Here is a 23,226-nt window from a genome sequence, read left to right as displayed (position 1 = left end):
AATGGCAAACTCGAAACGAACCCAGCCGCTGGCCCGCGACGCCATGGCCTATGTGCTGGCCGGCGGGCGCGGCAGCCGACTCAAGGAACTGACCGACCGGCGCGCCAAGCCGGCGGTCTATTTCGGCGGCAAGACGCGCATCATCGATTTCGCGCTCTCCAACGCCCTCAACTCCGGCATCCGCCGCCTTGGGGTTGCAACCCAATACAAGGCGCATTCGCTGATCCGCCATTTGCAGCGCGGCTGGAACTTCCTACGGCCCGAACGAAACGAAAGCTTCGACATCCTGCCGGCCAGCCAGCGCGTGTCGGAAACCCAGTGGTATGAAGGCACGGCCGACGCGGTCTACCAGAACATCGACATCATCGAGGCCTATGGCCCCGAATACATGGTCATCCTCGCCGGCGATCACATCTACAAGATGGACTACGAGTTGATGCTGCGCCAGCATGTCGACGCCGGCGCCGATGTCACCGTCGGCTGCCTCGAAGTGCCGCGCATGGAGGCCACGGGCTTCGGCGTCATGCATGTCGATGCCAAGGACAACATCATCGCCTTCGTCGAAAAGCCGGCCGATCCTCCCGGCATTCCAGACAAACCCGAGCTTGCCCTGGCCTCGATGGGCATCTACGTGTTCAAGACCAAGTTCCTGATGGAGCAGCTGCGCCGCGACGCGGCCGAGCCCGGTTCGAGCCGCGACTTCGGCAAGGACATCATCCCCTATATCGTCGAGCACGGTAAGGCGATCGCCCACCGCTTCGCCAAGTCCTGCGTGCGCTCGACCGCGGAAAATGAGGCCTACTGGCGCGATGTCGGCACCGTCGATGCCTATTGGGAAGCCAATATCGACCTGACCGACGTGACGCCCGAACTCGACCTCTACGACCGCGACTGGCCGATCTGGACCTATGCCGAGTTGAAGCCGCCGGCGAAGTTCGTCCATGACGAGGATGGACGGCGCGGCTCGGCCGTGTCCTCGCTGGTGTCGGGCGACTGCATCGTCTCGGGCGCGACGCTCCGCAAAAGCCTGATCTTCACCGGCGCGCGTATCAATTCCTATTCGACGCTGGAAGAGGTCGTCATGCTGCCCGACGTCCATGTCGGCCGGAACGCAACGTTGAAGCGCGTCGTCATCGACCACGGTGTAAGGATACCGGAAGGGCTGGTGGTCGGTGAGGATCCCGTGCTCGACGCCAAGCGCTTCCGCGTTTCGGAAAAGGGCATCTGCCTGATCACGCAGGACATGATCAACAAGTTGTCAACCTGATCGGGTTGATCAACAAGTTGTCAAGCTGATCAGGTTGATCAACAAGCTGTCACTTTAGGGTGGTTTGTGCATGTCCTTGCCCAAGAACCGCTGCACGGTTTGGGCTACATGCACCAGGATTGGTTCGGTAAGCGCATGCAGGTTCTGTCGGTCACGCCCGAGATCTTTCCGCTGATCAAGACCGGCGGGCTTGCCGATGTGACCGGCGCGCTGCCCGTCGCGCTGGCCGCCAAAGGCGTGACCATGCGCACGCTTATTCCCGGCTTTCCCACGGTGATGGACGCCTCCAAGAAAAAAAAGGCTGTCTACAAGTATCCGCTGCTGCAGGGCGGCAAGGCTTCGGTCCATTCTGTCCAGCTTGCCGGGCTCGATCTTTTCGTGCTCGACGCGCCGCATCTGTTCGATCGTCCCGGTGGTCCCTACGGAAATGCCGCGGGTGCCGATTGGCCGGACAATTGGCGCCGTTTCGCAGCGCTCAGCCAGGCCGGCGCCGATATCGCCGGCGGTGCCATCTCCGGTTACATGCCCGATATCGTGCATGCCCATGACTGGCAGTCGGCGATGACGCTGGCCTATATGCGCTATGGCAAGGCGGTGGGCACGCCGTCGATGATGACTGTCCACAATCTCGCCTTCCAGGGGCAGTTCGGCGCCGGTATCTTCGGCGAACTCGGCCTGCCGGCGGCGGCGATGGCGCTTGACGGTGTGGAATATTATGGTGGCGTCGGCTTCCTCAAGGCCGGCTTGCAGGCTGCCTGGGCAATCACCACCGTCAGCCCGACCTATGCGCAGGAAATCCGCTCGCCGGAATTCGGCATGGGTCTCGACGGCCTGATCAACATGCGTTCCAGCGATCTCTATGGCATCGTCAACGGCATCGACACCGCCATCTGGAACCCGGAGACCGACAAGCATCTGGTGTCAAACTATACAGCCGCCTCGCTCAAGGCGCGCGCGCCTAACAGGGCCGCTGTCGAGGACCGTTTCGGGCTCGATCGCGACGGTAGCCCGATCGTCTGCGTCGTCAGCCGCCTGACCTGGCAGAAGGGCATGGATATATTGGCGACGGCGGTCGACGGCATCGTTGCGACGGGCGCGCGGCTGGCCATTCTCGGCTCGGGCGATGCCGGTCTCGAAGGCGCGCTGCTCGCCGCGGCGGCGCGGCATCGCGGCCGCATTGGCGTCGTCGTCGGCTATGACGAAGGCCTGTCGCACGTCATGCAGGGCGGCTGCGACGCCATCGTCATCCCGTCGCGCTTCGAGCCTTGCGGACTGACGCAGCTTTACGGGCTGCGTTACGGCTGCGTGCCGGTGGTCGCCCGCACTGGCGGGCTCGCGGACACCATCATCGACGCCAACGAGGCGGCGATTGCCGCCGGCGTGGCGACCGGGTTCCAGTTCGCTCCCAACGATGGCGGCGCGCTGCTTCACGCCATCCGCCGCCTGGCCGAGGCCCATGCCAGCCCCGCGATCTTCGAGGCCATCCAGCGCCAGGGCATGAAGACCGACCTGTCCTGGGACCGAAGCGCTGACAAGTACGTTGAACTCTATCGCCTGCTGCTTTCGAAAAGGGTTGCTTGAAGCATGATACGCACCGTTCCCACTAAACCCTATTCCGACCAGAAGCCCGGCACGTCGGGGCTGCGCAAGAAGGTGCCTGTGTTCCAGCAGGAGCACTATGCCGAGAACTTCATCCAGTCGATCTTCGACGCGCTGGACGGGTTCAAGGGCAAGACCCTGGTGATCGGCGGCGACGGCCGCTTCTACAATCGCGAGGTCATCCAGAAGGCCATCGCCATGGCCGCCGCCAACGGGTTCGGCAAGGTGATGGTCGGGCAGGGCGGCATCCTGTCGACGCCGGCCGCTTCGCATGTCATCCGCAAATACAAAACGTTCGGCGGCATCATCCTGTCGGCCAGCCACAATCCGGGTGGCCCGCACGAGGATTTCGGCATCAAATACAATGCCGGCAATGGCGGTCCGGCGCCGGAAAAGCTGACCGATGCGATTTTCGCCAGGAGCAAGGCGATTTCCAGCTTCAAGACCGCCGACATCGATCCGATCGACATCGACACGATCGGCACCGTCAAGGCCGCCGGCATGACCGTCGAGATCATCGACCCGGTCGCCGACTATGCCGAGCTGATGGAAAGCCTGTTCGATTTCGACGCGCTGCGCAAACTGTTCAAGTCGGGCTTTCGCATGCGCTTCGACGCCATGCACGCGGTGACCGGTCCCTACGCCAAGGAGATCCTCGAACACCGGCTAGGCGCGCCCGCCGGCACCTGCCGCAACTTCAAGCCGCTGCCGGATTTCGGCGGCCATCATCCGGATCCGAACCTGGTCCATGCCAAACATCTCTATGACGAGATGATGGGACCGGACGCGCCGGATTTCGGTGCCGCCTCCGACGGTGACGGCGACCGCAATTTGATCATCGGGAAGGGTATTTTCGTCACCCCGTCGGATTCTCTCGCCATGCTTGCCGCCAACGCCCGCCTGGCGCCGGGCTACAAGAAAGGCTTGAAAGGCATCGCCCGTTCGATGCCGACCAGCGGGGCCGCCGACCGCGTCGCCGAAAAACTCGGCATCGGCATGTATGAGACGCCGACCGGCTGGAAATTCTTCGGCAATCTGCTCGATGCCGGCATGGCGACGATCTGCGGCGAGGAAAGTGCCGGCACCGGCTCCAACCATGTGCGCGAGAAGGACGGCCTGTGGGCCGTGCTCCTGTGGCTCAACATCCTCGCCGCGCGCGGCGAGAGCTGTAAGCAGATCGCCACCGAGCACTGGGCGACCTACGGCCGAAACTACTATTCGCGCCATGACTACGAGGAAGTCGAGAGCACGCGCGCCAATGCGCTGATCGACGAACTGCGCGCCAAGCTCGGCTCATTGCCGGGCACCAGCGTGCGCGGCCTGAAGATCGCCAAGGCGGACGACTTCGCCTATCACGATCCGGTCGACGGTTCGGTGAGCGAGCATCAAGGCATAAGGGTGCTGTTCGAAGGCGGTTCGCGCGTCGTCTTCCGGCTCTCCGGCACGGGCACCTCAGGGGCCACCTTGCGCGTCTACATCGAGCGCTACGAGCCGGACAAGGCGAGGCACGATCTCGATACGCAGAAGGCGCTCGCCGACCTGATCGCGGCAGCGGATGACATCGCGGGAATCAGGAGCCACACCGGCCGCAACAAGCCGAGCGTGATTACTTGAGCGTGGCGGAGTGCTCCCTTCCTTCTCCCCTTATGGGGTCCGAAGGACGGGGCGAGACCCGTGGCTCGCCCCAGGGCGGTGGATCGGCGCGTAGCGCCGAGATGGTTGAGGGGTGCGTGACAGATCGCCGCCGGTGCCAAGCTGGAACCCCCCTCATCCGTCCTCTTCGGCGACACCTTCTCCCACAAGGGGAGAAGGGGAAACCTGCATGACTTCACTCGGCGCCACCGTCGCCCAGGACGGCATCCGCTTTGCCGCCTGGTCGTCGTCGGCCCGTCGCCTTTGGGTCTCGATCTTCGACGAACAGCGAAACCGCGAACTTGACCGGCTGGAGCTGAAACCGGAAGGAGAGGGGGTGCATGCACTCTTCGTCTCCGGCCTTGCCGAGGGCACCCGCTACGGTTTCCGTGCCGATGGCGACTACGCGCCCGAGCGCGGATTTTGGTTCGACCCCGACAAGCTGCTGACTGATCCCTACGCCATCGAAATCGACCGACCCTATGCCTGTCACTGGCGCCTCGCTGCGCGCCGCAACGAGGGTGCCGACACCGCGCCGCTGATGCCGAAGGCCGTGGCGAAAGCCCTGCACACGGCTGTGCCTGTGCTGCCGCCGCTGTTCCGTCCCGGCGGCCTGATTTACGAAGTGCCGGTGCGCGCCTTCACCAAGCTGCATCCGGATGTGCCGGAAAGCCAGCGCGGCACGATCGCCGCACTTGCTCATCCGGCTGTCATCGAGCACCTGCAAAGGCTCGGCGTCTCCGCCGTCGAACTGATGCCGGTGACCGCGTCGATCGACGAGCGGCATCTGCCGCCGCTCGGGTTGAGCAACGCCTGGGGCTACAATCCTGTCACCTTCATGGCGCTCGACCCGCGCCTGGCGCCTGGCGGCCTGGCCGAATTGCGCGACACCGTTGCCGCGCTGCGTGCAGCCGGCATCGGCACCATTCTCGACCTCGTCTTCAACCATACGGGCGAAAGCGACAGGCTCGGTCCGACATTGTCGCTGCGCGGCCTCGACAATCAGGCCTATTACCTGCACCAGCCGGATGGCAGGCTGGTCAATGACACCGGCACGGGCAACACGGTCGCGTGTGACCACCCGGTGGTGCGGGAAATGGTGCTCGACACGCTTCGCCATTTCGTCCGCCGCGCCGGCGTCGACGGCTTTCGTTTCGACCTGGCGCCAGTGCTGGGGCGCGTCAACGGCGCATTCGAAGCGCAAGCGCCGTTGCTGAAGATGGTGCGGGAGGATGCGCTGTTGGCCGGCCGTGTGTTGATCGCCGAACCCTGGGACATCGGCCCCGACGGCTATCAGCTTGGCAATTTTCCGCCGCCTTTCCTCGAATGGAACGACCGCTATCGCGACGATGTCAGGCACTTCTGGCGCGGCGATGCCGACGGTGTCGGCGTGCTCGCCACACGGCTTGCCGGCTCGTCCGATATTTTCGGCAGGGCTGGGCAGCCGACCAGCCGAAGCGTCAATTTCATCGCTGCGCATGACGGCATGACGCTGGCCGACATCGTCGCCTATGAGGAGAAGCACAACGAGGCCAATGGCGAGCAGAACCGCGATGGCCACAACGAGAACCTGTCCTGGAACAACGGCGCCGAGGGCGAGACGGACGACGCAGCAATCAGGAAGGCGCGCTTCAGCGACCAGTGTGCGCTGCTCGCCACGCTGTTCGCCTCGCGCGGCACCATCATGCTGACATCAGGCGACGAATTCGGCCGCAGCCAGCAAGGCAACAACAACGCTTATGCGCAGGACAACGCCATCACCTGGCTCGACTGGGCAGGCCGCGACCAGGCGCTGGAAGGCTACGCATGTGCGCTGGCCGCGTTGCGCCGCACTGTGCCGGCGCTCTCCAATACGCATTTCCTCACCGGACAGCCGCTGGCGGGTTTGGACACGCCCGACGTCGCCTGGCTCACGGAGACGGGGGCGCCGCTCGGCGAGGCGGAGTGGAACGATCCCGCCCGGCATCGCCTCGTCATGCTGCTCGGCGGCGTGGATGGCCGGCTTGCCGTCATGATCAATGGCGATCGCCGCCAATGCATCTTCACTTTGCCCGCGCGAGACGGATTTCAATGGCATCCCGCCATCGAAGCACAAGCAGTTGATCTTTCTCGCGCGCTGCCGGGCCGCAGCGTGAATTTCATGATCGAGCGCAGGGCAGAATGGCCGACACAGGGAAAGGATCGTGATGGCTGACGATAATGCCGAGCGGCCGGCCGACTGGTGGCGCGGCTGCGTCATTTACCAGGTCTATCCGCGTTCCTTCCAGGACACGACCGGCGACGGCAGCGGCGATCTCCCCGGCATCACATCAAGGCTCGCCCACATCGCCTCGCTCGGTGCGGATGCTGTCTGGCTTTCGCCCTTCTTCAAGTCGCCGATGGCCGATATGGGCTACGACGTGTCGGACTATCGCGACGTCGATCCGATGTTCGGGACGTTGGAGGATTTCGACATTCTGGTTGCCGGAGCACACCGGCTCGGCCTGAAGATCGTCATCGACCAGGTGCTGTCTCATTCCTCCGACAGGCACGAATGGTTCGTCGAAAGCCGCGCCAGCCGCGACAATCCAAAGGCCGACTGGTATGTGTGGGCCGACGCCAGGCCCGATGGCGGCGCGCCCAACAACTGGCTGTCGGTCTTCGGCGGCCCCTCATGGGAGTGGGATGCGACCCGCCGGCAGTACTACCTGCACAATTTCCTCGCTTCGCAGCCGGATCTCAATTTCCACAATCCCGAGGTCCAGGACGCGCTCCTGGATACGGTGCGGTTCTGGTTGGAGCGCGGCGTCGACGGCTTCCGGCTGGACACCGTCAACTACTACGTCCACGACCGCTGGCTGCGCAGCAATCCGCCCTTGGCGTCAAGCGTTGCGGGCACCAATACCGAGACCAACACCTACCTCTACCAGGAGCACCTGTTCGACAAGACGCAGCCCGAAAACCTGGCGTTCCTGCGGCGCTTTCGGGCGCTGCTCGACGAGTACGGGGATCGCGCCGCCGTCGGCGAAATCGGCGATGAGGGGCGCTCCCTGCAGACGCTGGCCACCTACACCTCCGGCGGCGACAAGCTGCAGATGTGCTACACCTTCGATCTGCTCGGCCCGCAATTTTCGGCGGCGCATGTGCGTGGCTGTGTCGAGGCTTTCGAAAATGCTGTCGCCGAGGGCTGGGTCTGCTGGGCGTTTTCCAACCATGACGTCGTGCGCCATGTCAGCCGCTGGACGCGGACGGGCGGCGATCCCGACGTGGTGGCCAAATTCTCGATCATGTTGCTCTCGTGCCTGCGTGGCTCGATCTCACTCTACCAAGGCGAGGAGCTCGGTTTGCAGGAGGCGGAACTTGCCTATGAGGACCTGCGCGATCCTGTCGGCATCCGCTTCTGGCCCGGTGTGAAGGGAAGGGATGGTTGCCGCACACCCATGGTCTGGGAGTCCGGCGCCGACAATGCGGGCTTCTCCACCGGTAAACCCTGGCTGCCGGTGCCGGAAAGCCATCGCGCTCGCGCGGTCGATGTACAGAGCGGCGATGAGCAATCGGTACTTTCCGCCTACCGTTCGGCGTTCGCCTTGCGCAAGCGGCATCCAGCGCTGGTCGGCGGTTCGATCCGCTTTCTCGACGCCGAAGGCGACGTGCTGGCCTTTGTCCGCGAGCGTGGCGATGAGAGGCTGCTTTGTGCCTTCAATTTCGCCGGGGAACCGGCCAATTGGCCGCTGCCGCAAGACTTAGCAGTGGTTGCGAAACTTGGCGGCGATGCCTCGCTCGCCAGAGAAGCTGTGCTTTTGCTGCCGGCACTCGGATGCTTTCTTGGACAGCTTGCCTGATTCAGCACGGTGCCGGCCACCTTACTGGACAAGCACGGCACGTCCGCACGTTGTGCCGGTGACCCGGACGTCGGCTTCACCGAGGTTGCCGAGCCCGGGAACATTGGCCATGGCGGTGGCGATCTGGCCGACTGTACCTTCGAGGCCAGAACGTCCGAATAGGTCAGCCCCGTCAGAGGTTCTGAACCATGCCGCCGAGCATGCCAAAGTTCGCATGCAAAAAGCGAAAACTCTAGGCGCACCTGGAAGTGCGTATGATTGAAAAGCTGCGCTAATTTAGCCGCGGCTTCTTTGATTCCTGGCTATTGACTTAGGGTCAATCAGTACTCGGTTGAAAAGAGCTTGCCGCCTGTCTAGTCTCCTGCCACCAGCCGACGGAGGGAACCGGCGGCGCGCTCAAAGGGGCCAGACATCGGTCCCGGGGCGTCAACACGCAAAGGCGCGCCGTTGGCAGCGCCGACAGGGAGAAACTTCATGCTGAAAAACATGCTGAAGGCGACGGCATTCGCCACGACCATGGCGCTGGCCGCCGGAACATTCTACACGCCGGCCTTTGCCGAGGTCGTCTACAACAGGGGCACTGCTGCCGAATCCGAGTCGGTTGATCCGCACAAGACCTCGACGGTCTATGAAGCCAACGTCTTGCGCGACCTGTTCCAAGGGCTGGTGATGCAGGACGAGAAGGCCAACGTCATCCCCGGCGCCGCCGAGAGCTGGACGGTGTCGGATGACGGCACCGTCTACACCTTCAAACTCAGGAAGGACGGCCAGTGGTCCGACGGCAGCCCGGTGACGGCCGAAGACTTCGTCTTCGCTTTCCGTCGCCTCGAAGACCCGGCCACGGCCGCCGAATATGCCTCGATGCTCTATCCCGTCAAGAACGCCGAGGAAGTCAACACCAAGAAGGGCAAGCCCGAGGACATGGGCGTCAAGGCGATCGACGCAACAACCCTTGAAGTGACGCTGAAAGCGCCGACGCCCTATTTCCTCGAAATGCTGACCCACCAGGCGACCTATCCGGTCAACAAGGCGTCCATGGACAAGCTCGGCGCCGACTGGATCAAGCCGGGCAATCTCGTTTCCAACGGCCCCTATACGCTGGCCGAGTGGGTTCCCAACGATCACATGAAACTGGTCAAGAATCCGAAATTCTGGGATGCCGGAAGCGTCAAGATCGACGTCGTCAACTACATCCCGACAGAGGATCGCTCGTCGGCGATGAAGCGCTTCGAGGCCGGCGAACTTGACAGCTATGACGATCTCCCGACCGAGCAGCTAGCCGACCTCAAGGCCAAGTTCGGTGACCAGATCAAGGTGGGGCCGTATCTCGGCACCTATTACTACGCGATCAAGACCGACAAGAAGCCTTGGGACAATGTCGAGCTGCGCAATGCCATCTCGATGGCCATCGACCGTGATTTCATCGCCGAGAAGGTCTGGCAGAACTCAATGCTGCCGGGCTATTCGATGGTCCCTCCGGGCATCGAGGGCTACACGCCGGCAATGGCCAAATATGCCGACATGTCGCAGATCGACCGTGAGGACGCAGCCAAGAAGATACTCGAGAAGCTCGGCTACACGCCGGAGCATCCGCTGAAGATGGAGATCCGCTACAACACGTCGGAGAACCACAAGAATACCGCGGTCGCCATCCAGGAACAGCTGAAGCCGCTCGGCGTCGACGTCACGCTGCTCAACACCGACACCAAGACCCACTACTCCTTCCTCGAGCAGAGGGGCGACTATGACGTGGCGCGCGCCGCCTGGATTGCCGACTACAAGGATCCGGAAACCTTCCTGGGCATCTCGCGCAAGGCCAGCGGCAACAACTATTCGGTCTATGACAGCCCGCAATACGAGGCGGCCATGGACAAGGCGGCCGCCGCCGGCGGCAAGCCGGAAGAGCGCATGAAGGAACTCGCCGCCGCCGAACGTATCCTCGTCGACGACGTCGGCCAGATTCCGCTTCTCTACTATAGCTATCACGATATCGTTTCCCCGAAGCTGCACGGCTTCGTCGACAACGTCATGGACGTGCACCCGTCCCGCTTCATCTCCAAGGACTGAAAACCTTGATCGACCCGCCGCCCGTTCAGGACGGCGGTTCGATCTGTCGTCGCATGGGGTCCGAAAGTCGAAATCGATTTTCGCAGGCCGCGGTGCGAAGATGAGAGGTGCCAGAGCGCTGCGGGCGTCCGGTTGGATGCCCGTCACCCTGGCCGAAGCAGGGCACCGCCGATGCTACGCTACATTTTCAGGCGGCTTCTGACCGCCATTCCAACGCTATTCGTCATCGTGACCCTGGCGTTCTTCCTGATGCGCGTCGCACCGGGCGGCCCGTTCAACCAGGAGCGGGGCCTGAGCCCCGAGATCAGGGCCAATCTTGAAGCCCAGTTCGGGCTCGCCGACCCGCTCTGGCTGCAATATGTCCACTATCTCGGCAATCTCCTGCGCGGCAATTTCGGCCCGAGCTACAATATGCCGGACTTTACCGTCACCGAGCTTTTCGCCAAGGGCCTGCCTATTTCCATTCAGCTCGGCGCCTCCGCGCTGATCTTGGCGCTGCTGCTCGGCAGCGTGCTCGGTACCATTGCGGCGCTCAACCAGAACAAACTTGGCGACTACACGGTGATTGCGCTGGCAACCGCGGGCAGCACCATCCCGACCTTCGTCATCGCGCCGGTGATCCAGCTTGTGTTCGGATTGACCTGGAAGCTGTTGCCGATCGGCGGCTGGGGCGATGGCGCGCTCATCAACAAGATCGGTCCCGTGCTGACGCTTGCCCTGCCGCAGATCGCCATCGTCGCCCGCCTGATGCGCGGCTCGATGATCGAATCGCTGCGCTCGCATCACATCCGCACGGCGCGCGCGCTCGGCCTGTCCGACTGGTCGGTGGTGGTCAAGCACGCGCTGCGTGGCGCCGTCCTGCCGATCGTCTCCTTCACCGGTCCGGCTGCCGCCGCACTGCTCACCGGCTCGATCATCGTCGAGACGATCTTCTCCATTCCCGGCGTCGGGCGCTACTTCGTCGATGCCGCGCTCAACCGCGACTACACGCTGGTGATGGGGACAGTGGTGGTCATCGCCATCTTCACCATCGTCTTCAACCTGATCGTCGACGTCATGTATGCCGTGGTCGATCCGAGGGTGCGCTATGACTGATATCGCGATCGCCGCACCGGTCGTCGGCCGTTCGCTGTGGGGCGACGCCTGGGCGCGCCTCAAGGCCAACCGCGCCGCCATGTTCAGCCTCTATTACCTGATCCTGATCGCTGTGATCAGCGTGTTCGGACCCTGGTTCGTGCCGCACCAATACACCACCATCTATGGTGATTATGTGCGTACGCCGCCGAGCCTGTCGGCCTATCCGAAGGCGGACATGATCGAGACCGCGCTCGATGAGGCGATCAGGCGCATGCGTGTCGACATTAAGGACTGGCGCCAGGACGGCAATCGCGTCTTCGTGACCGTCACCTCCAGCAAGGCGATCGACGACCGCAACATCCGCTATCTCGACCGGTCCGACGCCTTCGACGACACCAGGATCGAAAGCAAGTCGCCCGATGGCCACGAAGCGACGATGAGCGCCTCGGTCAAGCAGCAGTATTTTCTTTTCGGCACCGACAACACCGGCCGCGATCTGTTGTCGCGGACGCTGATGGCCGGGCGCGTTTCGCTGGCCATCGGTCTGCTCGCCGGCGTCGTGGCCGTGGCCATCGGCGTGCTCTACGGCGCCACTGCCGGCTTTGCCGGAGGCAGGGTAGACGAGGTGATGATGCGCATCGTCGACGTGCTTTATTCGCTGCCCTTCATCTTCTTCGTCATCATGCTGGTGGTGTTCTTCGGTCGCAACTTCGTGCTGATGTTCCTGGCGGTCGGCGCCGTGCTGTGGCTCGACATGGCCCGCATCGTGCGTGGCCAGGCGCTGTCCATCCGCCGGCAGGAATATGTCCAGGCGGCCGAGGCCATGGGCGTCGGCCAGCGCGGCATCCTTTTGCGCCACGTCATTCCCAACCTGCTCGGGCCGGTGGTGATCTACATGACGCTGCTGGTGCCGCAGGTCATTATCCTGGAGAGTTTTCTGTCGTTCCTCGGGCTCGGCATCCAGGAGCCGATGACCAGTTGGGGCGTGCTGATCTCGGTCGGTGCCAAGAACATCGGCACCGCCAACTGGCTGCTTCTGTTCCCTGCCTTCTTCCTGGTCTCCACCTTGTTCGCCCTGAACTTCGTCGGCGACGGCCTGCGCGATGCGCTCGACCCCAAGGACCGCTAAGATGGACACAGCAGAGACCATTCTCAGCGTAAAGGATCTTCGGGTGCGCTTCCGCACCCTCGACGGCGCGGTCGAGGCGGTGAAAGGCATCAACATCCACGTCAAGGCGGGCGAAACCGTCGCCGTGGTCGGCGAATCCGGCTCCGGCAAAAGCCAGACAATGATGGCGGCGATGAGCCTGCTGGCCTCCAATGGAGAAGCCACTGGCAGCGTCGATTATCGCGGCCGCAATCTTCTGACGCTAAGCAAATCCGAGCTGAACAGGGTCCGTGGCCGCAAGATCAGCATGATCTTCCAGGAGCCGATGACCTCGCTCGATCCGCTCTATTCGATCGGCAACCAGCTGATCGAACCGATTCGCCGGCACCGGGGCTTGAATGCGGCGCAAGCGCGCGAGGAGGCGCTCAAGCTGCTCAGGCTGGTGCATATTCCGGATCCCGAACGGCGCATGAAATCCTATCCGCACGAAATGTCGGGGGGCCAGCGCCAGCGCGTCATGATCGCCATGGCGTTGGCAAACGATCCCGACATCCTGATTGCCGACGAACCGACGACGGCGCTCGACGTCACCATCCAGGCGCAGATCCTCATGCTTCTGGCTGAGCTGCAGCGCAAGCTCGGCATGGCGATCGTCTTCATCACCCACGATCTCGGCATCGTGCGGCGCTTTGCCGACCGGGTCTACGTCATGCGATCCGGCGAGGTGGTGGAGGAGGGGGACGCGCAAGCGATCTTCGCCAGTCCCCAGCATGCCTACACCAAGATGCTGCTGGCGGCCGAGCCGACCGGAACGAAGGCGCCGCCGCCGGCCAACGCGCCGGTCCTGCTCGAAGGCAGAAACGTCGAGGTCACCTTCCGTATCGGCGGCGGCTTTCTGGCCGGCGAGCCGCTGATGCTGCGCGCCGTCGACCGCATCTCGATCAGGCTGAGGCGCAATCAGACGATCGGCATCGTTGGTGAATCAGGCTCGGGAAAGTCGACGCTTGGCCGCGCTTTGCTGCGGCTGCTGCCGAGCGACGGCATCATCCGCTTCGGCGACCGCGATATCTCGACCGCCGACCGCCAGTCGATGCGGCCGCTGCGGCGTCAGTTGCAGCTGGTCTTCCAGGATCCGTTCGGTTCGCTGTCGCCGCGCATGACCATCGGCCAGGTCATCACCGAAGGGTTGCTGGTGCATGAACCGAACCTCTCGGGCAAGCAGCGCGACCAGCGCGCCGTCGAGGCGCTGCGCGAAGTCGGCCTCGATCCCAACTCGCGCAATCGCTATCCGCACGAATTCTCAGGCGGCCAGCGCCAGCGCATCGCAATCGCCCGCGCCATGATCCTCAAGCCCAAGCTGGTGGTGCTGGACGAGCCGACCTCGGCGCTCGACCGTTCGGTGCAGAAGCAGATCGTGGAGTTGCTGCGCAAGCTGCAGGCCGACCATGAGCTGTCTTACCTCTTCATCAGTCACGATCTCGCCGTGGTGCGCGCCATGGCCGACTACATCATCGTCATGAAGCAGGGCAAGATCGTCGAGGAAGGGCCGACGGAAGACATTTTCAGCAATCCGCAGGCCAGCTACACGCAGACGCTGATGAGCGCCGCAATCGATGTCACGCGGTTTCGTTTGAGTGCGTGAGGCGAGCCCGGCAGCGGCGCCTTAGCTCAATTCGCCAGCCCTGGGCATTTGCGCGCCCTGGCGGCGGCCATGGCCGCTTGCTGCTGCTTTAGCTGGTCGATCCTGGCTGTTTCGCGATTGGCGACCGCGGCCTTGACGCTTGAGCCGCCCAGCAGCCATCTCGGAACACTGGTGCTGGCGACCTTGCCGCGCGTGATGGCTGTCTGCGAGATGCCTCTGGCGGTTTCGCCTATGGCGCTGTTCAGTTCGGCGCATGTCATCTTGTCGTAATTCGCCCGGTCGATCGATCCGCTGGTCGACGCGCAGCCTCCGACAAGGGCGAGAAGGAGCACGGGGATGAACGGCCTGCTGGCGGTCGACTGCAATTTCATGTCCACGACCTTACTCCAGCGTAAGCGACCATGGCCACCCTCCGATATGCCCGCATTCGTACGTACGCCGAAACGAACCGGGGTCATTCACATTCACGACGGTCACGAGTTCGGCCTCGGCGGAACCCTTGAAAGAGAGCCTGCGAGCCCCATCTGCGTTGACAAATATTCCTGGCTGGTTGATGGCTGAGGCGATATCCTATATCAGCGGACAGAACGAGCTTGTCATTGCGCGGCTATTGCCTAGATCGATCGTTTGTCGAAAATTTTGGATTCTTTTTGGCTGAAATGGAATAGTCATTCCATGAAAAGTTGGATCAAGAATTCAAAAGAGCCGGCAAAGGCGCTGCCGAAGGCTGACAACGTACAATCAATACTCATAAATCAGACGAAGTTTATCGGGGATGTTGTTCTAACTTCGGTTCTGGTCAGGCATCTGCGGGCAGAGTTTCCGAACGCGACGATCACCATGCTATGCCAGGCGGCGCTGGCGAAATTCGTTCTGGAGCAAGGCATCGCCGACAGCGTGGTTTCGCTCGATCGCGGCAAAATGCGCGGCTCCCCTTTCGAGCGCATGTCCGGAATGTCCAGGCTCCTGCACGATCTGAGGAAGTCGGATTATGATCTTATCATCGATCTGTCCGACTCCAAGACATCACGGCTTGTCATGCGCTTCGTCAAGGCGCCTTTTCGCGTAGGCTATGTTCCATCGGAGCAGCCCCTGAAATTCTGGGAGCGCCAAAGCGCCAACATCTTTGCCGCCACATACGGCCATGGCGGTGAGCATTATCTGCATCGGTACCTGTCGCCGCTGTTTGCCCTTGGCATTCCTGTGACCGATCCTATCCCGTCCCTCAAGCCAACCGAATCCGGTTCGCGTCAGGCAAAACAGTTGCTTGCCCGACACGAATTGGAAAGGAAATCGTTTGTCGCCGTCCATGCCGGCGCCAGTTTCCCAGGGCGTTGCTGGCAGCCGGACCGTTTCGCTTCGGTCCTGGGAGAGATTTACCGGCGAAAGGGTCTGCGGGCAGTCATCGTTGGCGGCCCCGACGAGGCAGGTATCGCAGGCAAGGTGTTGGATGCGGCAACATCGCCGATCGTGAATCTCGTTGGCCAGGCACCCCTGACAACCCTTTTGCCCCTGCTGGGCGAGGCCCTGATCTTCCTTGGCAACGAGAGCGGACCCATGCACCTGGCCGCGGCGATGAAAACGCCCGTCGTTGGCCTGTTCGGTCTGACCCAACCCGACATCTGGGGCCCTCTTGGCGTTCCTAACCGTACGCTGCAGCCTCCGATGCCATGCAAGTGCATAGCGCCGGGCCTCTGCAAGGTGGGCAATGCAGGGGGCGTTTATTGCGTTCAACGGCTTGATGCCGCCGACGTCACAAAAGCGGCAATCGAACTCATAGAACGCGTCAGCTAAAGCAATTCCAGGAAAACTGCGCAGCGGTTTTTCCGTCCGGAATTGCGTAACGCGATGAATTGGAGCAGGCGACGATCAAACATCGAGCCGCTGCAGCGGGAACAACAAACACGCCTGGCGCTTTGTTTTTCTGGTCGGAGTGGCAGGATTTGAACCTGCGACCCCCTCGTCCCGAACGAGGTGCGCTACCAGGCTGCGCTACACTCCGTGACCAGACCGCGGGCTTATAGCCGCCGCATCTGGTTCCTGCAAGCGTCAATGGCAGCACTTCTGTCGCATTTCGCCAGCTTTCTTCGCGAGCCTGTTTCAGCGCCTCGAATAAACGTCACTTAAAGGCTTCCGTGTTAGGGACCGGTCGGCAACCGTTTGCGCGATTTGTGTTTTCCAGCCGCTCGGAGATTTGCAGTCTTGACCCTCAGGATCGTTGGCGAAGCCCGGCCCAACAGTTTCGGATTCGAAACCCAAGCGCTGATCAAGGCGTCTGGCTTCCGCGAATATGACGCGCGCTGGTGGTTCGGACATCCTGCCTCGTCGCAGCCGCCGGAGCTCAATCTGATCGGCGTCCAGGCGCTGGGCATGGGACTCGGCACCTTGATTCGCCGGCTGGGTGCCGGGCCCGACATTGTCACCGACCATGATTTCCGCTCCTATTCGCTGTCCATCAAGCTGGCGCTGGTCTCCGGCCTGATGGCCGCCGGCGCACGGGTCAGGGATATCGGTCTGGCGCTGTCGCCAATGGCCTATTTTGCTCAATTCGCGCTGGACACGCCGTCCGTCGCCATGGTCACGGCGTCGCACAACGAGAATGGCTGGACCGGCGTCAAGATGGGCGCGGCGCGGCCCCTGACCTTCGGTCCGCAGGAGATGAGCGCGCTGAAGGCGATCGTGCTGGCCGGCGACTTCGACCTTCCCGGCGGCGGCGCCTATGAATTCGTCGCCGGTGTCCGTGAGATCTATCTCGACGATCTGACCAGGGATAAGCGTCTCGGCCGCGACGGCGACCGCTGCGGCGTCGTCGACAATGAGGGCAAAGAGATCTTCGCCGACAAGGTCGGCGTCATGCTTGCGCGGGATATTTCGCTGCTCCATCCGGGCTCGACCTTCGTCACCGACGTCAAGTCAACCGGGCTGTTCGCCACCGACAGCGTGCTTAAGGGCCACGGCGCCGTCATCGACTACTGGAAAACCGGCCATTCCTACATCAAGCGGCGCGTCGCCGAGCTCGGCGCCCTTGCCGGCTTTGAGAAATCAGGCCATTTCTTCTTCAACCCGCCGATCGGCCGCGGCTACGACGACGGCCTCGCCACTGCGATCGCTGTCTGTGAGATGCTCGACCGCAATCCGAAGCGTTCGATGGCGGATCTCTACCGCACGCTGCCGCTGACTTTTGGCACGCCGACCATGTCGGCGCATTGCGCGGACGAGGTCAAATACGGCGTGGTTGACCGGGTGGTGGCGGACTTCCAGGCAATGCAGCGCAAGGGCGAAGCCTTCGCCGGTCACAAGATAGCGGCGCTGATCACCGTCAATGGCGTGCGTGTGGTCGCCGAGGACGGCACCTGGGGCTTGGTGCGGGCCTCCTCCAACAAGCCGGAGCTTGTCGTGGTGGTGGAGAGCCCGGTATCGTCGCGACGGCGCCGGCAGATGTTCGAGGCCGTCGACGCCGTGCTGCGCCGCAGTCCGGAAGTCGGCGCCTACAATCAGACTTTTTGACAAGGGTGTCCATGAGCCAGCGCATCGTCAGTTTCGTCATGAGCGGCGGTGTCGGCGCGCGGCTCTGGCCGCTGTCGCGCGAGGACAATCCCAAGCAGTTCCATGACCTCTCGGGCGACGGCTCGATGCTGGCAAAGACCTTGCGCCGGCTGGCGTCACGGCCGGGGGGTGAGACGCCCATCTTCCTGATCGCTTCTGAACGGCATGCCGAGCGCGTCCATGCCGATCTCGCGGGTATAAATCTTGCCGGCGGGGGTCCAATGTTCGAGCCTGCGGGCCGCAACACTGCCGCGGCGGTGGCGCTGGCAAGCATGCGCACGCTCTCCGAATTCGGCGACGAATTGGTTCTGGTGGTGCCGTCCGATCACGAGATCTCGACCGCGCGGCAATTCTGGCAGAGCGTCGAGGCGGGCGCTGCCGCTGCCAGCGCCGGGCGGCTGGTGGTGTTCGGCATCAGGCCGACACAGCCGGAGATCGGCTACGGCTACATCGAGGTCGCCGCCGAAAGAGCAGGCGTGTTCGATGTCTCGCGCTTCGTCGAAAAGCCCGACCTTGCCACCGCGCAGGCCTATCTCGAAGCCGGCAATTTCCACTGGAACACCGGCATCTTCCTGTTTCGCGCCGGCGCGATGCGCGATGCCTTCGCGGCTTTCGAGCCGAGAATCTGGCAGGCGACCGAAGTGGCCTACAGGGCGGCGACATCGGATCTTTCCGGCCTTTACATGCCGGTGGACCTCTACGACGCCATTCCTTCGACCTCGATCGACTACGCCATCATGGAGCGGGCAAAGGACATCGCCATGGTGCCGGCCGGCTTTCGCTGGAACGATCTCGGCTCCTGGCAGTCGCTGCTCGATGTCGGACCTGCCGATGGCCAGGGCAACGTCATCGTCGGCGACGTCGTCGCCATCGACTGCGAGAATTCCTACATTCGCAGCGATGGCCGGCTGCTGTCGGCCATCGGCATGAGGGATGTCGCCATCGTCTCGACATCGGACGCGACTTTCGTCGCCCCGGTCAGCCACAGCCAGCACGTCAAGAAGATCGTCGAGCAGCTCGAAAAATCCGGCCGGCTGGAAACCCGCTTCACGCCTGCCCACGACCGGGTCATCGAAAGCGGCGCCTGGCGCCGCCGCGTCCATCATTGGCTGTTCCAGGAGACGCTGCCGCTATGGTCGACATCGGGTGTGGACGAACGCCATGGCGGCTTCCACGAGGCGCTTGGCTTCGACGCCACGCCGCTGATGAAACCCAAGCGCATGCGCACGCAGGCCCGCCAAGTCTACGCCTTTGCGGTCGCCAAGCAACGCGGCTGGGAAGGCCCGGCCGACCGGCTGATCGCCCATGGCATCGACTTCATGGCCGGCAGCGGCCGAACGGAAAGGGGTGGCTGGGTTCGTACCCTCAACATCGACGGTTCGGTCGCCGACCCGGTTGAGGATGCTTACGACCATTCCTGCGTGCTTCTGGCCCTCGCGCATGCCCATATATCGGGCCATCCGGGCGCCCTGCGGCTTGGCCAGGAGACCTTCGACTTCCTCGATGCCCACCTCGAGGACAGCCGCATGACGGGCTTCCTCGAGACCTCGGACGGGCAGGGCGAGCGGCGCTCCAATCCACATATGCATCTCCTGGAAGCCTTCCTCGCCTGGCATCAGGCGACAGGCGAGCGCGCCTATCTGCGCCGCGCGGCGCGTATCATCGACTTGTTCCGCAGCCATTTCTTCGATCCCGAAAGCTGGACCTTGGGTGAATATTTCGACGCCGAATGGAAACCTGCCTCCGGCGAGAAAGGGACCCGGACCGAGCCCGGCCATCATTTCGAATGGGCCTCGCTGCTTGTCGATTTCGCCGCCCGCAGCGGCCAGACCGAACTCGCCGGCTTCGCCCGCAAGCTCTATGCCTCGGCCGTCGCCAACGGTCTCAACCGCGCCACCGGGCTTGCCTATGGCGCCGTGTCACGCCAGGGCCTGCCGATCGACCAGACATCGCGCAGCTGGCCGCAGGCGGAGGCGGTGAAGGCGGCAATGGCGCTGGACGGCTCCGGCGGGCCGGACCTCAAGCCCGAGATCGAGGCGCGCGTCGGCCGGCTGTTCCGCTGGCACATCGATCCGGCACCGCTGGGTCTCTGGATCGACCGCATCGACGAGCGCGGCCGCTCGCTGGCATCAGATGTGCCGGCCAGCATTTTTTATCATCTCGTCTGCGCGCTGACACAGTATCTGGATGGAACCGTGGAGAAGAGCGGCTGAGGCGAGCTAACGGTAATGTCGGCGCTGCCAATCTCCGCGCTAGCAAGAGAGATTGGCAGTCACGTCGGCTTTCGCCAATTCAATAAGGCGCCGCCACATCCCCGGTCTCGACATAAACCGCCTTCAGCTGCGAATAGAGCGCCAGCGCGGCCAGTGAATTTTCTCGCCCGATGCCGGATTGCTTGACACCGCCGAAGGGGATTTCGACCGGCGTCAGGTTGTAGGCGTTGATCCAGCACGTGCCGGCCTGCAACTCGGCGATGACACGGTGCGCGCGCGGCAGGTCGCGCGTGAACACGCCGGCCGCGAGGCCGAACTCGGTGTCGTTGGCGCGCTCGACCACCTCGTCCTCGCCGTCGAATTTCAGCACGCTCATGACAGGCCCGAAGATTTCCTCGCGCGCGATGCGCATGCTGTCGATCACCCCGGTGAACACCGTCGGCTCGACGAAGAAGCCGTCTTCAAAACCTTGCAGCGAAGGCACGTTGCCGCCGCAGGCGAGCGTGGCGCCTTCTTGCCTGCCCGCCGCGATGTAGGAGACGACCTTCTCCTGCTGTGCCTTGCTGACCAGCGGCCCCATCTGGGTTTCGCCATCGAGCGGATCGCCGATGCGGATCTTCTTGGTTCGCTCGACGAGCCGGTCGACGAAGCGGTCATGGATGCCCTTCTGGACGAAGACGCGCGTGCCGTTGGAGCAGATCTGCCCCGTCGAATAGAAATTGCCGAGCATGGCGCCGCCGATGGCATTCTCGAGATCGGCGTCGTCGAAGACGATCAGCGGCGACTTGCCGCCGAGTTCCATCGTCGCGTGCTTCATCTTCGAGCCGGCGAGCGACAGCACCTTGCGGCCGGTCGGCACCGAGCCGGTCACCGACACCTTGGCTACGACGTCGTGGCCGACGAGGCTGGCGCCGACATCGCCATAGCCTTGCACGACGTTGAACAGCCCGTCGGGCAGGCCTGCCTCGCTGTAGATCTCGGCCAGTGCCAATGCAGACAATGGCGTGTTTTCCGATGGTTTGAACACCATGGCGTTGCCCATGGCGAGCGCGGGCGCGGATTTCCAGCCGGCGATCTGGATCGGGTAGTTCCAGGCGCCTATGCCGACGCAAACGCCGAGTGCCTCACGCCGCGTGTAGGCAAAAGGTCCGCCCAGATCGACAGCCTCGCCATTGTAGGCGGCAACCGCGCCTCCGAAATATTCCAGGCAATCCGCGGCCGATGGGGCATCCGCCACCAGCGTTTCCTGGATCGCCTTGCCGGTGTCGAGCGTCTCGAGGCGGGCAAGATCGGCATTGCGGGCGCGCAAGATGTCGGCGGCGCGGCGCAGGACGCGGCCGCGCTCCACCGGCTTCAGCCGCGCCCAAGCCGGTTGCGCGGCACGCGCCGCCTCGATGGCGAGTTCCAGCACGTTCGGCGTCGCCGAGCGTAAAAGGGCGATGGTCTCGCCGGTTGCCGGATAGACGACCGGCAGTGGCGCGCCTTGCTCGTCGTCTATGTAGCGTCCGTTGACATAGTGCGATGCCGTTGGCTGGGCGCGCATGGGCTTCTCCAAATCGTCTTTCGCGGCATGCCGATCGTGCGGTTGCACGATCATGCTCTATCTGTCGGACGCCTGCCAGCGGGGATTGATCCATGGTTCCTGGTTGGAAGGCGCCAGCGGCGTGCGGCCAAGGATATGGTCGGATGCCTTCTCGCCAGTCATGATCGACGGCGCGTTGAGATTGCCGTTGGTGACGCGCGGGAAGATCGAGGAATCGGCCACGCGTAGGCCCTCGACCCCGATCACGCGGCATTCCGGATCGACGACGCTCTTGACGTCGTCGGTGCGGCCCATCCGGCAGGTGCCGCAGGGATGATAGGCGCTTTCGGCGTGATCCCTGATGAAGATGTCGAGATCGTCGTCCGACTGCACGTGGCTGCCGGGGGAAATTTCCTGGCCACGGAAGCCGTCGAAGGCCTTCTGGCCGAAAATCTCGCGCGTCAGCCTGATGCAGTGGCGGAATTCGCTCCAGTCGTCGGGATGCGACATGTAGTTGAAGTGGATCACCGGTTTCGAATTCGGATCCGGCGAGCGCAGCGTCACCGAGCCGCGCGACTTCGAGCGCATTGGCCCGACATGCGCCTGAAAACCATGCGACTTCGCCGCCGCCTTGCCGTCATAGCGCACCGCCGCCGGGATGAAGTGGTACTGGATATCCGGATAGTCGACGCCGGCGCGCGAGCGCACGAAAGCCGCCGCCTCGAAATGATTGGTGGCGCCAAGGCCGGTCTTGAAGAACAGCCACTGCGCCCCGATCATCGCCTTGGAGAACGGGTTGAGCACCGAATTCAGCGTGATCGGCTTTGTCGATTCCTGCTGGATATAAAGTTCCAGATGGTCCTGCAGGTTGCGGCCGACGCCGGGTCTATCGGCCACCACCGCGATGCCGTTTTCCCTGAGATGCTCTGCAGGCCCGATGCCCGACAGCATCAGGATTTTCGGCGAGTTGATCGACGATGCCGCGACGATCACCTCACGTCGCGCCTTAACGACTTGAATCTGTTTGCGAGCTTCGATTTCGACCCCGGTGGCGCGTTGATTCTCGATGATCACCCGTCGCGCAAAGCCCTTGACCAGGCTTACGTTTTTGCGCCTGAGCGCCGGCCTCAGATAGGCTGATGCCGCCGACCAGCGGCGGCCGCCGAAAATGGTCTGCTCCATCGGGCCGAACCCCTCTTGCCTGGAGCCGTTATAGTCGTCGGTCAGTTCGAAGCCGGCCTGGCGGCCCGCTTCGACGAAGGCGCCATAGAGCGGATTTTTCCGCGTGCCGCGCCGCACATGCAGCGGCCCGCCATGGCCCCGCCAGCCGTCCTCGCCGCCATCCGCATCTTCCATGCGCTTGAAATAGGGAAGCACGTCGGCAAAACCCCAGCCGGCGGCTCCCTGTTCGGCCCAGTGGTCGAAGTCGCGGGCGTGGCCGCGCACATAGACCATGCCGTTGATCGAGGACGAGCCTCCAATCACCTTGCCGCGCGGCGTCGCCAGCACGCGGCCGCCGAGATGCGGCTCCGGTTCGCTGGCGAAGCCCCAGTCGTAGAGGCTCATGTTGAGCGGGATCGACAGCGCCGATGGCATCTGGATCAGCGGCCCGACATCGGAGCCGCCGAATTCGATAACGATGACCGAGTGCTTGCCATCCTCCGACAGGCGATAGGCCATGGCCGAGCCGGCGGAGCCGGAGCCGATGATGACGAAATCCGCTTCAAGCATT

15 protein-coding genes and 1 tRNA gene are annotated in these 23,226 nt (G+C 63.2%); 12 read left to right on the top strand and 4 right to left on the bottom strand.

The genetic code is table 11. The features are described 5' to 3' along the window. The first annotated feature begins 1 nt into the window (after nucleotide 1). The 9 genes from glgC (at nucleotide 2) to LB533_RS04925 (ending at nucleotide 14,213) form a co-directional block, all read left to right on the top strand. Nucleotides 2-1,267 carry a glucose-1-phosphate adenylyltransferase gene (glgC, locus tag LB533_RS04965; RefSeq protein ID WP_224676794.1) on the top strand — a complete coding sequence of 422 codons (1,266 nt, stop codon included), beginning with the start codon at nucleotides 2-4 and terminating at the stop codon, nucleotides 1,265-1,267. Between the two features lie 135 nt (nucleotides 1,268-1,402). Next, the gene (gene glgA / locus LB533_RS04960; RefSeq protein WP_140638728.1) at nucleotides 1,403-2,848 is read left to right on the top strand and encodes a glycogen synthase GlgA; all 1,446 of its coding nucleotides are present in this window, start codon (nucleotides 1,403-1,405) and stop codon (nucleotides 2,846-2,848) included. Between the two features lie 3 nt (nucleotides 2,849-2,851). After that, nucleotides 2,852-4,480 carry an alpha-D-glucose phosphate-specific phosphoglucomutase gene (locus tag LB533_RS04955; RefSeq protein WP_140638729.1) on the top strand — a complete coding sequence of 543 codons (1,629 nt, stop codon included), beginning with the start codon at nucleotides 2,852-2,854 and terminating at the stop codon, nucleotides 4,478-4,480. A gap of 208 nt (nucleotides 4,481-4,688) precedes the next feature. Further along, the gene (glgX, locus tag LB533_RS04950) at nucleotides 4,689-6,692 is read left to right on the top strand and encodes a glycogen debranching protein GlgX (RefSeq protein ID WP_140638730.1); all 2,004 of its coding nucleotides are present in this window, start codon (nucleotides 4,689-4,691) and stop codon (nucleotides 6,690-6,692) included. Beyond that, nucleotides 6,685-8,319: an alpha-glucosidase family protein gene (locus LB533_RS04945; RefSeq protein WP_140638731.1), complete on the top strand. Its 1,635-nt coding sequence runs from the start codon at nucleotides 6,685-6,687 to the stop codon at nucleotides 8,317-8,319. Before glgX ends, LB533_RS04945 begins: the two co-directional genes overlap by 8 nt. A 474-nt stretch (nucleotides 8,320-8,793) precedes the next feature. Continuing rightward, entirely contained in the window at nucleotides 8,794-10,386 is a 1,593-nt protein-coding gene (locus tag LB533_RS04940; protein WP_140494803.1) for a peptide ABC transporter substrate-binding protein, read from the top strand. Between the two features lie 171 nt (nucleotides 10,387-10,557). Further along, entirely contained in the window at nucleotides 10,558-11,481 is a 924-nt protein-coding gene (locus LB533_RS04935) for an ABC transporter permease subunit (protein ID WP_224623166.1), read from the top strand. Continuing rightward, on the top strand, nucleotides 11,474-12,592 hold the full coding sequence (locus tag LB533_RS04930) for an ABC transporter permease (protein WP_224676793.1): 1,119 nt from the start codon (nucleotides 11,474-11,476) through the stop codon (nucleotides 12,590-12,592). The genes LB533_RS04935 and LB533_RS04930 overlap by 8 nt, the downstream gene beginning before the upstream one ends. Before the next feature lies 1 nt (nucleotide 12,593). Next, complete coding sequence (locus tag LB533_RS04925; protein ID WP_224676792.1) at nucleotides 12,594-14,213, top strand: ABC transporter ATP-binding protein; 1,620 nt, start codon at nucleotides 12,594-12,596, stop codon at nucleotides 14,211-14,213. A gap of 26 nt (nucleotides 14,214-14,239) precedes the next feature. Here LB533_RS04925 and LB533_RS04920 read toward each other — a convergent pair whose 3' ends face one another. Then, nucleotides 14,240-14,584 (bottom strand): hypothetical protein, encoded by a 345-nt coding sequence (locus LB533_RS04920; RefSeq protein ID WP_224676981.1) that lies wholly within the window; start codon nucleotides 14,582-14,584, stop codon nucleotides 14,240-14,242. A gap of 304 nt (nucleotides 14,585-14,888) precedes the next feature. On the opposite strand from LB533_RS04920, the gene LB533_RS04915 reads away from it, so the two are divergent. Further along, nucleotides 14,889-16,007 carry a glycosyltransferase family 9 protein gene (locus LB533_RS04915; protein ID WP_224676791.1) on the top strand — a complete coding sequence of 373 codons (1,119 nt, stop codon included), beginning with the start codon at nucleotides 14,889-14,891 and terminating at the stop codon, nucleotides 16,005-16,007. 131 nt (nucleotides 16,008-16,138) lie between these two features. Here LB533_RS04915 and LB533_RS04910 read toward each other — a convergent pair. After that, nucleotides 16,139-16,215, bottom strand: a tRNA-Pro gene (locus LB533_RS04910). Between the two features lie 200 nt (nucleotides 16,216-16,415). Here LB533_RS04910 and LB533_RS04905 point away from each other — a divergent pair. Then, entirely contained in the window at nucleotides 16,416-17,720 is a 1,305-nt protein-coding gene (locus tag LB533_RS04905; protein WP_224676790.1) for a phosphomannomutase/phosphoglucomutase, read from the top strand. Between the two features lie 11 nt (nucleotides 17,721-17,731). Next, on the top strand, nucleotides 17,732-19,972 hold the full coding sequence (locus LB533_RS04900) for an AGE family epimerase/isomerase (protein WP_224676789.1): 2,241 nt from the start codon (nucleotides 17,732-17,734) through the stop codon (nucleotides 19,970-19,972). 79 nt (nucleotides 19,973-20,051) lie between these two features. On the opposite strand, the gene betB is transcribed toward LB533_RS04900, so the two are convergent. Together betB and betA are read right to left on the bottom strand one after the other, a co-directional pair. Continuing rightward, complete coding sequence (gene betB, locus LB533_RS04895) at nucleotides 20,052-21,515, bottom strand: betaine-aldehyde dehydrogenase (RefSeq protein ID WP_224676788.1); 1,464 nt, start codon at nucleotides 21,513-21,515, stop codon at nucleotides 20,052-20,054. Between the two features lie 57 nt (nucleotides 21,516-21,572). Further along, nucleotides 21,573-23,225, bottom strand: coding sequence for a choline dehydrogenase (betA, locus tag LB533_RS04890; RefSeq protein WP_224676787.1), 1,653 nt, complete (start codon nucleotides 23,223-23,225; stop codon nucleotides 21,573-21,575). Nucleotide 23,226 lies beyond the last annotated feature (1 nt).

The organism is Mesorhizobium sp. BR1-1-13, from assembly GCF_020165515.1.
Lineage (GTDB): Bacteria > Pseudomonadota > Alphaproteobacteria > Rhizobiales > Rhizobiaceae > Mesorhizobium.
Note: the sequence above shows the minus strand (reverse complement) of the source record. Positions and strands in the feature narration are given on the sequence as shown.